Consider the following 15,322-nt stretch of genomic DNA (forward strand, 5'->3'; position numbering starts at 1 on the left):
TGAATCCCCATGCCACCCGCATAGATCTGCGTATTGGCACTCATTAAAACGAAAAAACCGCCTTTCGGCGGTTTTTTCTGCATCGGGACTAGCTTCGAGCTAGCCCAGCGACCTTGAGCTTACAGCTTCTCAGCGTTCTCGCTCAGGTAAGCCGCTACGCCTTCCGGAGAAGCGTTCATACCTTTGTCGCCTTCCTGCCAACCGGCCGGGCAAACTTCGCCATGCTCCTGGTGGAACGCCAGAGCATCAACCATACGCAGCATTTCGTCAACGTTGCGGCCCAACGGCAGATCGTTCACAACCTGGTGACGAACCAAACCTTCCTCATCGATCAGGAAAGAGCCACGGAAAGCGACGCCAGCGTCAGCTTCTACGTCGTACGCCTGGCAGATTTCGTGCTTAACATCGGCAACCAGAGTGTATTTTACTGGACCGATACCACCGTCGTTGACCGGGGTGTTACGCCATGCGTTGTGAGAGAACTGAGAGTCGATGGAAACACCGATTACCTCAACACCGCGCTTTTCGAACTCGGCAAAGCGGTGGTCGAAAGCGATCAGCTCAGAAGGACATACGAAGGTGAAGTCCAGCGGATAGAAGAAAACTACTGCTTTCTTACCTTTAATCGCTTCTTTCAGGTTAAAGGTATCGACGATTTCGCCATTACCCAATACCGCTGCAGCGGTGAAGTCCGGAGCCGGCTTGCCTACCAGTACTGCCATGAAAACCTCCTCAATCCAATAATGGGTTGTTGATAAAGAGAGTGAAGTGTTCAATTTATACGCAACAGCTATAAATTGAATAGGAATTGATAGTGGGCCGCTATGATACACATCCACTTATTGCAGGCCCATAAATTTTTTTAATGAGCCTGATAGCGGAAAAGCTATGCGTGAACCAGGCCTCAAAATAGGAAAAAACAACCGATAGTTCGCACAAAAAAGAAACATAGGGGTCGTTTTTTAATCTTTCTGGAATCTTATTGACACTCATTCTCAATTGCAATAGGATTCACATCAGTCTAGTATTGAACAGAAATCGAGCAGAGCCCACAACGATGTATGTATGTATCTGTAAAGGTATAACCGACCGCCAAATTAAAGAGGCTGTCTACGATGGCTCCACTTCTGTGAAGGCCTTAAGACGCCAGCTCGGGGTTTCTTCCCAGTGCGGTCGCTGCGCCGAGCAGACCAAGGAAATTATCAGTGAAACCCTGGGTACCGGAATGATTTCCTCGGCCACCAACGGGCTATTTTACTCCGCCAGCTAAGTTCTCATTTTGGCCGCCGCGCACGAATAGATTGCCATGAATGGCGGCCAGTTGTACCTCAAGCCCTACCCCTGCAGCTTTCCCTAGACTTCTGGCAATCACACTCGGTGCGCTAAGCTGGGTGCACATCAATGTGCTCAGCTTTGCCCATGAAGAAGCACCTCTTACACCTCTATGAACGGCTTCGCTCCAGCTTTTGGAGTGTGCCACTCGTGATGATTCTGTCGGCGTTGCTGCTCGCCTACCTGATGCGCCAGCTGGACGCCCTTTTAAGCGCACTGCCTGTATTTGAAACAGGCCATATCGCCACTCTCGACTGGCTGCATATGACCGACGTTAACAGCGCACGCGCCTTGCTCTCGGTAATTGCCGGTTCAACTATTACAGTTGCCGGTACTGTATTCTCAATTACTGTGGTGGCCCTAACCCTTGCCTCCAACCAGTTTGGCTCTCACCTGGTAAGAAATTTTATCCGCGATCGCAGTACCCAGGGGTCCCTCGGGATCTTTCTCTCAACTTATGTCTATGCACTGGTCACAATGCGCGGTATTGAGGGTAGCACTGGGGAAATCACTACCTATGGCTTTGCTATCCAAGTCGCATTACTGCTCACTCTAATCAGCGTCGGCTACCTCGTTTATTTCATCCACAACGTGGCGCAATCCATCCAAGTGGATAACATCGCCCACCAGATCAACCTGGAATTCCACCAGGCAATAAACCGTGAATACCCAAGCTCAACAGAGCCCAAACGCGGCGAGCACTTCGATACTGAGCGCCTGGCACTGGGGCCTGGGTGGATCCCCTTACCCACTCCCCGCGGGGGCTATATACAAATCATCGATCGGGAAAAAATGATTGCCATTGCGGAAAAATTTAATTGCTGTGTGCAGGTCCATTGTCACCCAGGCTCCTATGTGCATCACTGGGGACACATCGGCAGAATTTATCAGGGCGACAACCCTGAAAAGATAATTCCACCACTGCAGTCCGCCCTACAAATTGGCGCATTGCCCACTGCCGAGCAGGACATTGTTTTTTCAGTGCGCCAGTTATCACAGATTGCAGTACGTGCACTATCCCCCGGTATTAATGATCCTTTCACAGCCTATTCCTGTGTTGACCGCCTCATTGAGGGGCTGGGTACTGTGCTGCAAAGACCGGAACCTGCGAATTGTTTTACTGACTCCAGCGGAGCTTTACGCCTAATCAGCTGCAAATTGGAATTTGCTCAGCTGCTTGATGCTTCACTGGATGAAATCGTCGAACACGGCCGCGCCAATGGCGTTTTTATGCGCCACTTACTCAACGCATTGGAACATCTCGCCGAAGTTTGCCAAAGGGAAAAAGACAAGACTGCACTATTTAATTATCTGCAACGTCTGGCCAACGACAATAAAAACTTTATTAAGAGTGAAACCGATTCCACTGAAATTCAGCAAATAATATCTGCTATTCAAAAAAAGCTCGCCAGCTGACACTGCAACCTAAACAAGAATCATTTTCGTTGCTATTTTCGGCCAAATTCGTGTTAAAAACCGTGTTTTTTCTGCATTCCGCAGCTAACAACTTCTTCTTGACTTGCCGCAAATCGCAACGCAAACTCGGCCCGGATTGCAGCTATCACCCTAAAATAAATTGTGGGAAATCGGTCAGCTGCAGACATAAGTGACTAACACAATTTAGTGACTTTTTATTGCTACTTATTTCAAGTAACCAACAAATAGGAATTCTCTGAGGGTGTTATCTAGCTCGCAGGGCCACAGGAGCAAAAGCTATGAAAGGCGATCCCAAGGTTATCGAACATTTAAATAAAGTACTGGGCAATGAGCTGGTAGCTATCAACCAGTATTTTCTGCATGCGCGCATGTACGACAACTGGGGTTTAAAAGAGCTGGGCAAACAGGAATACCACGAATCCATTGATGAAATGAAACACGCCGATTGGCTGATCGAGCGTATCCTGTTCCTTGAGGGTATCCCCAATCTGCAGCACCTGGGCAAATTGATGATCGGTGAGAATACCGAGGAAATGCTCAAGTGCGACTTGAAGATTGAATCCAAAGCAATTCCCGATCTGCGCGAAGCCATCGCCTACTGTGAATCGGTACGCGATTACGGCAGCCGTGAATTACTGGAAAAAATTCTCGACTCCGAAGAAGAGCATGTCGACTGGCTGGAGACTCAGCTCGAACTGATTGACAAAGTGGGCATTCAAAACTACCTGCAAACTCAAATGGAAACTGCAGCCGGCCACTCTGGCAAATAATTAGAACAACCTTTACAAGTATAAAAAAACCGCAGTTTCAACTGCGGTTTTTTTATTCTCAACCATGTACTGCCGCTTTCACCAGGCAGATACATCGAAGCAAAAACAAAAATTAACCTTCGCCTTCACTCTCCGCCGATGCCTCATCGATCAGGGTTTTCAGCTCACCATTTTCATACATTTCCATAATGATGTCGCAACCGCCGACCAACTCACCCTTCACCCAAAGCTGAGGGAAAGTCGGCCAATTGGCATACTTGGGCAATTCAGCGCGAATATCTGGATTAGCCAGGATATCCACATAAGCAAAGCGCTTACCGCAGGCCATCATCGCCTGGGAGGCGCGCATGGAAAAGCCGCACTGGGGCGCGTTGGGGCTACCTTTCATGTAGAGCAGAATGTCGTTGTCAGCAATCTGCTGTTTGATGTTCTCCAGTGTATCCATAAGCGTGAGAAACCTCAGGTGGTGGAAGCAAATTTATTAACGTGTATCGCATCGGCACCCAGCCATTGCGCACGGTCGGCCATTGTACCTCAGCGCAGGGGGGAATAAGTACCCGCAGCAGTGCATAGCCAAAAAATGCGCACCACTCCCCAATGGCCCCATCCTTTACAAAGAGAAATCAAATAGATGGCCCACACGCCGCAAAGGCTGTGTTAGCATTAGTTCAACAATATTATTTGCAGATTAAAATACATCAAAAAGAATTATCTGCGGAAACGACTTCTGTTAAACAAACCCAACGATTAAATAAGGAGGCGTCTCAGTGCCCCCCCACACACTGATGCACAACTATGGCGAAAGGACCCTGACCCTGGTCCGCGGCGAGGGAAACTACGTGTGGGATGATCGCGGCCACCGCTACCTGGACGCTATTTCCGGTATCGCCGTCTGCGGTCTTGGCCACTGCCATCCAAAAGTCACCGAAGCCCTACAGGAGCAGGCCAACACCCTGCTGCATGTATCCAACCTGTACAACATTCCTCCCCAACAGCAGTTGGCCGACCGGCTCGTATTCCTATCGGGTATGGATAATGTATTTTTCTCCAACTCCGGTGCTGAGGCCAATGAGGCCGCTATCAAGCTAGCGCGTAAACTCGGTAATGAGCGCGGGCTGGTGACACCGCAAATTGTGGTTATGGAGGGCGCTTTCCATGGGCGAACCCTCGCCACGCTTACGGCAACAGGCAATGAAAAGGCACAACAGGGCTTCGCCCCCTTACCCGAGGGTTTTTTGCGGGTGCCTTTCAACGATGTGCAAGCCATTGAAAACCTGGCACAACAGCACAGCGATATCGTCGCCATACTGGTGGAACCAATACAAGGGGAAGGCGGTGTCCGCGTACCAGATACCGACTACCTAAAACAACTTCGTACACTCTGCGATCGACACGACTGGCTGTTAATGTTGGATGAGATCCAGACCGGCAACGGTCGCAGCGGCAGAATGTTTGCCTACCAGCACGCCGACATAGTGCCGGATGTATTAACCACCGCCAAAGGGCTCGGCAATGGTGTCCCTATCGGTGCCTGTCTCGCCCGCGGCAAGGCTGCCGGCCTTTTCACCGCTGGCAGCCACGGTTCGACCTTCGGCGGCAACCCTCTCGCTTGCCGTGCCGGTCTTGCCGTGCTGGAGACTCTTCAGGGCGAGTGGTTAATCGAGCGCGCAGAAAAACTGGGCGAACAATTACTACATTCCCTGCGCATGCGACTGGGCGATTGCCCAGGGGTAGTGGATATTCGCGGACAGGGTCTGATGATCGGTATTGAACTCAACCACCCTTGCGCTGAGCTGGTTGAACGGGCTAGGGAGCAGGCGTTACTGATCAACGTCACCGCCGGCAATGTGGTGCGGCTACTGCCTCCACTCACCCTTACTGACGAGGAGTGCCAGCAACTGGCCGACAATGTCAGCACTCTGATTCAACAATTTACCCCGCAGGCAGTCTGAAGCACTCAAAGGAGAACAATTTATGGCGACCAGGCATTTCCTCACCTTAATGGATCTCTCCGCAGAGGAGCTAAAACAAATTATCGAGCGCGCTATCGAATTAAAAACCCTACGCAACCAGGGCATTACTACCGACCTTTTTCGCGGCAAAGTGCTGGGGATGATTTTTGAAAAGTCTTCCACCCGCACCCGCGTCTCTTTTGAAGCTGGCATGGCGCAGATGGGTGGCAGCGCCCTATTCCTATCGCCGCGGGATACTCAGCTGGGGCGCGGTGAGCCTATCGAAGACAGCGCTCGGGTGATCTCACGCATGGTCGACATAGTAATGATCCGCACCTTCGGCCATCAAAATGTGGAGCGCTTCGCAGCCCACTCACGGGTGCCCGTAATCAATGCTTTATCTGACAGTTACCACCCCTGCCAGTTACTCGCCGATATCCAGACTTTCGTCGAACACCGCGGCAGCCCCGCGGGCAAAGTGGTGGCCTGGGTGGGCGACGGCAACAATATGTGTCACTCCTATATCAATGCGGCGCGGCTTTGCGACTTTGAACTACGTATCTCTTGCCCCCAAGGATATGCTCCAGATGCCGATATTGTCGCTGCCGCCGGCGATCGGGTAAAAGTTGTGCATAACCCTATGGAGGCCGTGCGCGATGCCGACTGGGTCAGTACCGATGTATGGGCTTCCATGGGCCAGGAGACAGAACAACAAGCCCGCAGCGAAGCCTTCGACCGCTACCAAGTGAATCACGAGCTGATGAGCCACGCTAACGAAGACGCAATTTTCATGCATTGTCTGCCAGCGCACCGCGGTGAGGAAGTCAGCGCCGAATTACTGGAGGACGAGCGTATTTCCAAGGTGTGGGACGAGGCGGAAAATCGCCTACATGCACAGAAAGCACTCATGGAGTTTTTACAGGAGCACAGCCAGTAAGGTTTTTTATGCGTCGGTCGATGGCGTTATTTACAACCTGTCGACTGGCCCATCCTCCGCCCTACCTCCCCCCTCCACCAACTGACATCCGTGTTAAAAACGACCACGCACTTTTTTCGTGGCATCAAAATACAGGTTCAGACGAAACAATACCGATGAACAAATAATAACCAGGCATGTTGCAACAAAAAAATCACGCCACAAAACTGATCATCTTAGTACCAACTTGCTCAAATTGCGCACATTCGCAAATGGTTATTGCCGTTGTTAATTTAGAACGCCCCGGCTATTAAAAAAAATTGTAAGAGCTTGTATTACCCTTCTCCCTTCACTGACAAATGCCATGCAGCCCAGCTGTGGCGGGACCTGCCGCAGAAGTGGCTACTGACTCAACACGCCTACCCACAATTTATCCACAAACAACCACAAAGTTATTCGGCTTGAACTGACCCGCCTACCGCATTATCTTGTAGCGCGCTCGAGGCATACCCCCTATATATTGGGGTAAGGGACCTTGAGCATCCCCAAATCTAGGGGCGAATCCCGGCACTCCGCCACACTTTTTGGCGGCCGGTGCCAGACGCTGCTTTTTTCAAAGCAGAATCAGAGGTAAGCGGGCGGAAAGGAATGATCCGCCACAGGCAGCAGCCGGCAAAGCTTAACTGAACGCCGGCCATCGAGCCGCCTGTTTCCAGTGCCTTCACGGTGTGGGAGGAATCACTGGCCAAGCGATGGACTCGCTCCGCACATGCCACGCAGTCCAGTGGCGCTGTTCTGGTGAACACACGCGGACAGACAACAATACAAACCTTTCGGAGATTTACATGCACACAGAGACAGGGCGCTCTCAAACCGTGCCTGCGGCAAAATCAGGCACAACCAGCGACCAGGCTACTGACGGCACCACTCTGGCCGCCACCGCACCAGGCCAGATCCGCGTCATCAAGCGCAATGGTACCGTTGTCCCCTACGACGATGGCAAAATTTCCGTCGCCGTTACCAAGGCCTTTCTCGCTGTTGAAGGCGGCACCGCCGCTGCGTCCAGCCGTGTCCACGAGCAAGTCGAGGAGCTGGTTGGCCAGATCAGCGCCACCTTTAAGCGTCGCATGCCCTCTGGCGGCACTATCCATATTGAGGAAATTCAGGACCAGGTGGAACTGGCCCTGATGCGCGCCGGTGAACACAAGGTTGCCCGCGACTACGTACTCTACCGCGAAGAGCACGCACGCCTGCGTGCAGAAAAAGAAAAAAGTGCCAGTCAAACCGAGCAGGCCGTCGATGCGCACCCCAGCATCCGCGTTAAACTCGACGACGACAGCCTCGTTCCCCTGGATATGGAGCGCCTGCGCACTGTTGTCAGCGAAGCCTGTGAAGGTCTGAAAGACGTCAACGCCGAGGCCATCCTCAGCGAGGCCCTGAAGAACCTTTACGACGGCGTCTCCGAAAACGATATCAATACCGCCCTGGTAATTACTGCGCGTACTCTGGTTGAAAAAGAGCCAAATTACACTTACGCCACAGCCAGCCTGCTGCTGGACAAGCTGCGCTCCGAAGCCCTGCGCTTCCTCGATATAGCCGAGCGCGCCACCCAGCATGAGATGGAAAAACTCTACGCTTCCACTCTGCCCGCTTACGTGAAGAAGGGTATCGAGCTGGACCTGCTGGACCCCGCCCTGGCCACCTTCGACCTGGAAAAACTCGGCGGAGCTTTAAAAGGCGAGCGCGATCACCAGTTTACCTACCTGGGCCTGCAGACCCTGTACGACCGCTACTTCCTGCACAGTGACGATATTCGTTTCGAGCTGCCGCAGATTTTCTTTATGCGCGTCGCCATGGGCCTCAGCATTAACGAAGAAAACAAGAACGAGCGCGCGGTAGAGTTCTACAACCTGTTGAGCTCTTTCGACTACATGAGCTCCACCCCGACCCTGTTCAACGCCGGCACCCTGCGCCCGCAGCTGTCCTCCTGCTACCTGACTACGGTACCGGACGACCTGCACGGTATTTACGGTGCTATCCGCGACAACGCCATGTTGTCCAAGTGGGCCGGCGGCCTCGGCAACGACTGGACGCCGGTGCGCTCCCTGGGTTCCTATATCAAAGGCACCAACGGCAAGTCACAAGGTGTTGTGCCCTTCCTGAAAGTGGCCAATGACACCGCTGTAGCGGTCAACCAGGGCGGTAAGCGCAAAGGCGCTGTGTGTGCCTACCTGGAAACCTGGCATCTGGATATCGAGGAATTCCTCGAGCTGCGCAAGAATACCGGTGACGACCGCCGCCGCACCCACGATATGAACACCGCCAACTGGGTCCCCGACCTGTTTATGAAGCGCGTGTTCGAAGACAAAGAGTGGACCCTCTTCTCCCCGGCAGATTGCCCGGACCTGCACGACCTGTTCGGCACCGCCTTTGAAGAACGCTACAACCACTACGAGCAACTGGCTGCCGAAGGCAAGCTGCGTCTGTTTAAGAAAATCCGCGCGCTCGATCTGTGGCGCAAGATGCTGGGCATGCTGTTCGAAACCGGCCACCCCTGGATCACCTTTAAAGACAGCTGCAACCTGCGCAGCCCACAACAGCACGCCGGTGTGGTACACAGCTCCAACCTGTGCACCGAGATCACGCTCAACACCAAGGCCGACGACGAAATCGCCGTATGTAACCTGGGCTCTGTCAACCTGGCTCAACACATTGGTGAAAACGGTGAACTCGACCGCACCAAACTGGCTAATACCGTAAAAACCGCGGTACGTATGCTCGATAACGTTATCGACATTAATTACTACGCGGTTGAAAGTGCACGTCAGTCCAACATGCGTCACCGCCCAGTGGGCATGGGCCTGATGGGCTTCCAGGATGCGCTGTACAAAGCAGGCATCGCCTACGCCAGCGATGAAGCCGTCGCCTTCGCCGATAACACCATGGAAGCGATCAGCTTCGAAGCCATCTCCGCTTCCAGCGATCTGGCTGCTGAGCGCGGCAAGTACCAGACCTACGAAGGCTCCCTGTGGAGCAAAGGTGTTCTGCCACTGGATTCCATCCAGATCCTGTCTGAGCAGCGCGGCCAGCAATTTATCGATCAGGACACCAGCTCCACTCTGGACTGGAACGGCCTGCGCGAAAAAGTAAAAGCCCAGGGTATGCGTAACTCCAACGTGATGGCGATCGCCCCTACCGCGACCATTGCCAATATCACCGGGGTTTCCCAGTCGATCGAACCGACTTATCAAAACCTGTATGTGAAATCGAACCTGTCCGGCGAATTCACCGTAGTAAACCCCTACCTGGTACACGATCTGAAAGATCGCGGCCTGTGGGATCAGGTCATGGTTAACGACCTGAAATACTACGAGGGTTCCGTACAGAAAATCGATCGCGTACCGGAAGACCTGAAAGCGAAATACCGCACCGCGTTTGAAGTGGAACCGCGTTGGATTGTGGACGCCGCCAGCCGTCGCCAGAAGTGGATCGACCAGGCCCAATCCCTGAACCTGTATATTGCCGGCGCTGATGGCAAGAAGCTGGACCTGACCTATCGCATGGCGTGGTTCCGCGGCCTGAAAACCACTTACTACCTGCGCGCCCTGGCTGCCACTACCACAGAGAAATCTACGGTAAACAGCGGCACCCTGAACGCGGTAAGCGCACACGGCAGCAGCAATGGTGCCGCCGCAGCAGCGCCTGTAGAACAGGCTGCACCCGCACCGGCTGCAGTGCCGCAGGCTTGCTCTCTGGACGATCCAGACTGCGAAGCCTGTCAGTAAAAATTTGGCCCCTCCTGGGGCCAGTACTCACTCTCGGGGGAGAGCGTCGTAACCGCAAGTGCGGGCATGACCATGCGCAACGACCCCGGCCCACCCGGTATGCAAACACCGGGAGGAATTTTCGGGCCGGGGATCGTCTGCGTTTTTCCCCAACTGCGTTTTCAGTAACCCGCACAAAGGTGCGGCGCATGAAAACTACGAAAAAAACTTTGCCACAAACCTCACAGCCGTGCGGTGAAAACCCAAAAATAAATTTTGGCTAAAAGCAAAGTGATAATTGATCTGGCACAGAAACTTTGTGCCCCGCTGGGGTAAAAATACCTGCAGCGATTGACCACTGCCGGAAAATTCCGGAATAGCACCCCTGGCCTCGCTCTGCGAATGTAGCGCCAGGAAGAACACAGAAATTAATATCGAATTTCCGATAACGAGACCGATTAAAAGGGCCGACTATGCTGAGCTGGGACGATTTCGAGACAAAGCCCCAACAACCCGAAAAAGCCGTTAAGGCGCAGACCGCAGCGGAGCCCCAGGCGAAATCCGTACAAGAGCCCAGCGCTTCTTACTCTGCGGAAACTCCAGCGAGCTCCACCACAAAAAATGGCTCCGCCGCTGTTGAGGCTGCACGTGCAGCCGTTGCCAGCCTGGACCCGGCGCCCGGCCTGGAAGAACTGGAAATGGGTGCAGCCCGCATCCAGGTGGATGAAAAGCGTATTATCAACTGCCGTGCGGACCTCAACCAGCTGGTCCCCTTTAAATACGACTGGGCCTGGCAAAAATACCTGGATGGCTGCGCCAACCACTGGATGCCCCAGGAAATTAATATGAACAAAGACGTGTCCATGTGGAAAGACCCCAACGGTCTGACCGAGGACGAGCGTCGCATCGTAGAATACTCCCTGGGTTATTTCTCCACTGCAGACTCCCTGGTTGCCAACAACCTGGTGCTGGCGATCTACCGTCATATCACCAACCCGGAGTGCCGCCAGTACCTGCTGCGCCAGTCTTTCGAAGAAGCTATCCACACCCACGCCTACCAGTACTGTGTAGAATCCCTGGGCATGGATGAAGGCGAAGTCTTCAATATGTACCGCGAAGTGCCCGCCGTTGCCAAAAAAGCAGCCTGGAGCCTGTCCCACACCCAGGCCATCGGCGACCCCAACTTCAAAACCGGCACCGTTGAATCCGACCAGGAATTGCTGCGCAACCTGATCGCCTTCTATGCCGTCACCGAAGGTATCTTCTTCTACTGTGGTTTCAGCCAGATTCTGTCCATGGGCCGCCGCAATAAAATGACTGGTGTTGCCGAACAGTTCCAGTACATCCTGCGCGACGAGTCTATGCACCTGAACTTCGGCATCGACGTGATCAACCAGATCAAGCTGGAAAACCCACACCTGTGGACGGCGGAATTCCAGCAGGAAGTAACCCAGATGATTCTCGAAGGTATGGAACTCGAAGTGGCCTACGCCCGCGACACCATGCCCCGCGGCGTACTCGGCATGAACGCGAATATGATGGAGGAATACCTCCAATTCATCGCCAACCGCCGCCTCAGCCAGCTGGGCCTGAAAGAGCAGTTCCCAGGCGCACAGAACCCATTCCCGTGGATGTCTGAGATTATGGACCTGCGCAAAGAGAAAAACTTCTTTGAAACCCGCGTTATCGAATATCAGACCGGCGGCGCGCTGCAGTGGTAAGAGAGGCTTCCGGCCAGTGAATTACTACAAAAGGAAAAAGTAGTCGCTCACAGGAAGAGAAGTATTGAAAACGGGCTTAATGCCCGTTTTTTTTATCCGATTCTGAATAGTTTAAAACCGAAGCGTAAAAAGGCTTCCCCTGCCTTTCCACAGGCCCCCACCAAACTCAACACTCATTGCATTACACCCTGCCCCCTCGGAGTCTATTTTTAGTGGAGAGTGCTTGGCCCCCTTAATGAGTAATTCATTAACTTTTTAGCAGAGCGTGGCCCTCTCCCGCTTTAATCAAGTAGCTTCTTACTGCGAATCGCTAACCGTCACCCAGCCAATAGGGCCCCAAAGAATAATTCCCTAGCGTGCTAAACCCGTTCCAGTAGTTTTCTGAAATCAAGGAGCTAAGCGAAGAGAAAAACTTCTTTAAAACCCGGATTATCTAATATCAAAACAGCCGCACACCGCAGGGGAAGAGATGAGTAAGTCTCAGTATTAAGTGACTAAAATCACACCATCTGGCAACTTTGAAAACACTTCTTATTTGTCGAGTTAAGCGAAACGTAGTATAAAAAAGGTTTATCCATACTAATAGCGAGTTTTTGCTATTTCGGAACCTTCTCTAATAGACTGTTGAAATGGAGTTACTATAAAAATAGTGAACCACAGGAAGATATGTATTGAAATGAGTGTTATGTAGAAGACCTAAAGAATTTCCAAATAATTCCAACCCTATTGAGAAAAACAAATAATTTAGCAAGAACACTTCCAAAACTGCATATAATTACTTTTAAGAAGCCAAATACCTTGCCAAGCTTAGTCAAATCCAACAGGACAGGCTTCTAGCCAAAACAGAAAATATTTTACCTTAGATTATTTTCCAGCCCATAACGCACTTTACAGCTAAAAGGTAACCGAAGTAGAAAGCCAAGATCGCTTAAGTTAACAACGCGTACTCGCTACTTAAAAAACTTTAACCTTAATGATTCAGCAACGGAAAAACACTCTGCGAAATGACCTTGCATCTAATTTTTCGGGACTGGCACTTGCTGAAAACACTCCTAGTTAGACGACGACTTTTAATATCATCATCTTCTGCAATAAATGGCCTTGGTAAATATTCCTAAACATAATCAATGCCTATCAAAGGGATAAGGCATTTTGCAATTTCAAGGGAGCTATCCAGCATAGCTGCCCCACTAAACATCCTTTACCCATAGCTCGGACTGATAAAACAGCTATGGAAGAGCTGTATTTATTTACTAAATATGTAATTTATCTCGTGATTTAACAGCCTTAGAGAAAAGAACAATGTCGCTGAGTACGAAATCGGCTAAATCCGCTTTCGTTTTGGCAGTTAAACCTCAGGGAGCGCTCTTCATAAAGCTAGTTGAACTGAGGGAGTAACAATGACTTGTACGACTCTATCTGGCTGGAACCCGGCGTACTCGTAGAGGAGGGCTAGCTTTCGACAAAAGCTCATAGTTTCTTGCAAATAAAATGGCGATGAAAAGGTGCGCTCAAGCCTGCCATGTCATCGCATGAAAAATGTCGCGTAAAGCAAGCATAAATCTAAATTTCTATGCTATAGGTTCTCACTCTGTAAGTGAGCCCAATTCACTTGATGTCCCCCCTGATAACAAAATGACACGAATAAAATTCACACACAAACGCTCTGCCCAGGAGCCCTAGGCTACTGGCTGAGGCGCAGCATCACTTGGAGACTCCCCATGAAGAACAATGAAGTGACACCCGAACGCACGGAAGAGGTTGAGCCAACTACCTTGCCTGGCGACACGACTGCACTCACGCCGGTACCCATGACTGTTGTCGAGGTCACTAATTGGCGATACCAGCGCTTAAGCTGCTTCTGGGGAGGGCCGAAGGGGCTCGATTACGGTCTATTGCGTGGGCATCAGGATATTCAAGTCGCGAATGCCTACCCGGATCAAAATTCCACTTATTTCGTCGGTCAGTTCAAATTGCCAAAAGGCGCTTACCTGAAGCTGCGGGGACATTACGGTCACCTGCGTTATTTCTCACTCACCATCGCAAACAATTTGCCGGGCGGAGTACAGGGGAACGGTAGTTACCTGCGTGACGACCAAATCGTGCCCGATGAGGGCTCAATCAACCCTTTTATGTCGCCCAATAGACGCGATGTACCGACAGAACGCCGACGCTACACCGTATATATCCGCTCGGGGCAGGCTCCTCGCAAGCCTCGCCCCAATACACTTTATACCGGTACCAACTCTGAGCGAGCCGGCATCCACCTCGCGTTTCGTAACTATATGCCCGACAAAGGCTATGATGGCACAGGCAACGTGCGCATGCCGCCTCTTGAGGAGGGTGGATTGCCTGTTGAGCTGGGCCTACCAACAGTCACGCTGCACCTTCCGGAGACCCCGATCCAGGGCGAAGAGGGTTTGTATAACAGCAACGATGTAGTGCTAACAGGCGAGAGGATGTGCCGGGCATTATTGGCTTCTAAGGAGGGGCAGAAGCAGGAATTCCCGACTAAAGAATGGCTTCAATTGATCGAGGACTCCTGGGACCGGGTCAATGCGCCTGCCATGCCCGCACCCATGTTCCAGCGATTCTGGAATATGGATTACAGTGTCAAAGGCGCCTTCATCCCCGATCCTATCAAGCGGGTTATCCGTTGCCCTGCAAGCAATGAAGGGGCATGGCTGAACAACCCCGACACTGTATACATGGTTGGCCTGTTCTCGCTAGCTTTTGGCGAGGTCGTGGTGATCGAAGGTAAGATGCCAACTTTTCCTAAAACCAAGCATGGTCAGGTGAGCTGGCCCGAAGAGCAAACCCAGGTACGCTACTGGTCTCTTACCACTGGGGGCACGGCGCCGTCGGGTCTGGGCTGGTCGTCAATCTTCGATGAAGAGATACCACTGGTTGAGGATCGTAAGTTCACTATCGTCATGAGCCGGGCGATCGATCGGCCCAAAAATGCAGACCGTGAGCACGGCGTCAAATGGATAGAGTTCGGAGCCGGCGAGGGGCACTATATAGGCGCGCGCAGCTGGGTCAACTGCGTCTACATACGCTACCAAGCGTCACTGAGCAACTACGACTGGCCAAACTCACCCCTCAACATTCCGGTGCCTACTGAGGAAAATCCCGCGCCTATGGACAGCTTGGTCATGGGACCCTACTACCCTACTGCGAAGTATATGTCGAAAAAAGAGTTTGAGCGGCTTAAAGGAACTGCAGTTCCTCGATAGTAATTCAACTTTGCCGAACTCCCACAAGCGAAACTGGTCCGCCATATCTTTAAAGAAACCAGGAGTAGCTGCAGAACATGGCCAAACGATCGCCGGTAGGCGTGATCTTTGCCGAAGAAATACTCGGCACTGGTCTCGATGCTCTGATGGCTGCCCCGAATTTCAGAGTCACGGGCAAAAGCCCTTTTCGATAC

Annotated in this window: 10 protein-coding genes; 8 read left to right on the forward strand and 2 right to left on the reverse strand. The window is 52.0% G+C overall.

Annotation, left to right across the window (positions count from 1 at the left end):
• Positions 1-119: 119 nt before the first annotated feature.
• Positions 120-722, reverse strand: a complete 603-nt coding sequence (locus tag ACJJH9_RS14080; protein WP_252082857.1) for a peroxiredoxin — start codon at positions 720-722, stop codon at positions 120-122.
• Positions 723-1,027: 305 nt separating this feature from the next.
• Between ACJJH9_RS14080 and ACJJH9_RS14085 the strand changes: the two genes are divergently transcribed.
• From ACJJH9_RS14085 to bfr, 3 genes are all read left to right on the forward strand, one after another.
• A complete protein-coding gene (locus ACJJH9_RS14085) occupies positions 1,028-1,270 on the forward strand; it encodes a bacterioferritin-associated ferredoxin (protein ID WP_444889680.1) in 243 nt (80 codons plus the stop codon).
• Between the two features lie 149 nt (positions 1,271-1,419).
• Positions 1,420-2,748 carry a DUF2254 domain-containing protein gene (locus ACJJH9_RS14090; protein WP_444923151.1) on the forward strand — a complete coding sequence of 443 codons (1,329 nt, stop codon included), beginning with the start codon at positions 1,420-1,422 and terminating at the stop codon, positions 2,746-2,748.
• 299 nt (positions 2,749-3,047) lie between these two features.
• A complete protein-coding gene (bfr, locus tag ACJJH9_RS14095) occupies positions 3,048-3,539 on the forward strand; it encodes a bacterioferritin (protein WP_252082861.1) in 492 nt (163 codons plus the stop codon).
• A gap of 112 nt (positions 3,540-3,651) precedes the next feature.
• Here bfr and grxD read toward each other — a convergent pair whose 3' ends face one another.
• Positions 3,652-3,984, reverse strand: a complete 333-nt coding sequence (gene grxD / locus ACJJH9_RS14100; protein ID WP_444884108.1) for a Grx4 family monothiol glutaredoxin — start codon at positions 3,982-3,984, stop codon at positions 3,652-3,654.
• A 322-nt stretch (positions 3,985-4,306) separates the two neighbouring features.
• Between grxD and ACJJH9_RS14105 the strand changes: the two genes are divergently transcribed.
• The 5 genes from ACJJH9_RS14105 to ACJJH9_RS14125 all read left to right on the forward strand — a co-directional run bounded on the left by ACJJH9_RS14105 (position 4,307) and on the right by ACJJH9_RS14125 (position 15,128).
• Positions 4,307-5,491, forward strand: a complete 1,185-nt coding sequence (locus ACJJH9_RS14105) for an acetylornithine transaminase (RefSeq protein ID WP_444923152.1) — start codon at positions 4,307-4,309, stop codon at positions 5,489-5,491.
• A 22-nt stretch (positions 5,492-5,513) separates the two neighbouring features.
• Positions 5,514-6,428: an ornithine carbamoyltransferase gene (gene argF / locus ACJJH9_RS14110; protein WP_444923153.1), complete on the forward strand. Its 915-nt coding sequence runs from the start codon at positions 5,514-5,516 to the stop codon at positions 6,426-6,428.
• 824 nt (positions 6,429-7,252) lie between these two features.
• Positions 7,253-10,192, forward strand: a complete 2,940-nt coding sequence (locus ACJJH9_RS14115) for a ribonucleoside-diphosphate reductase subunit alpha (protein ID WP_444923154.1) — start codon at positions 7,253-7,255, stop codon at positions 10,190-10,192.
• Positions 10,193-10,644: 452 nt separating this feature from the next.
• The gene (locus ACJJH9_RS14120; RefSeq protein ID WP_252082869.1) at positions 10,645-11,892 is read left to right on the forward strand and encodes a ribonucleotide-diphosphate reductase subunit beta; all 1,248 of its coding nucleotides are present in this window, start codon (positions 10,645-10,647) and stop codon (positions 11,890-11,892) included.
• Between the two features lie 1,721 nt (positions 11,893-13,613).
• On the forward strand, positions 13,614-15,128 hold the full coding sequence (locus ACJJH9_RS14125; RefSeq protein ID WP_444923155.1) for a hypothetical protein: 1,515 nt from the start codon (positions 13,614-13,616) through the stop codon (positions 15,126-15,128).
• The last annotated feature ends 194 nt before the right edge of the window (positions 15,129-15,322 follow it).

Source organism: Microbulbifer mixtoriginis (SeqCode), assembly GCF_052466715.1.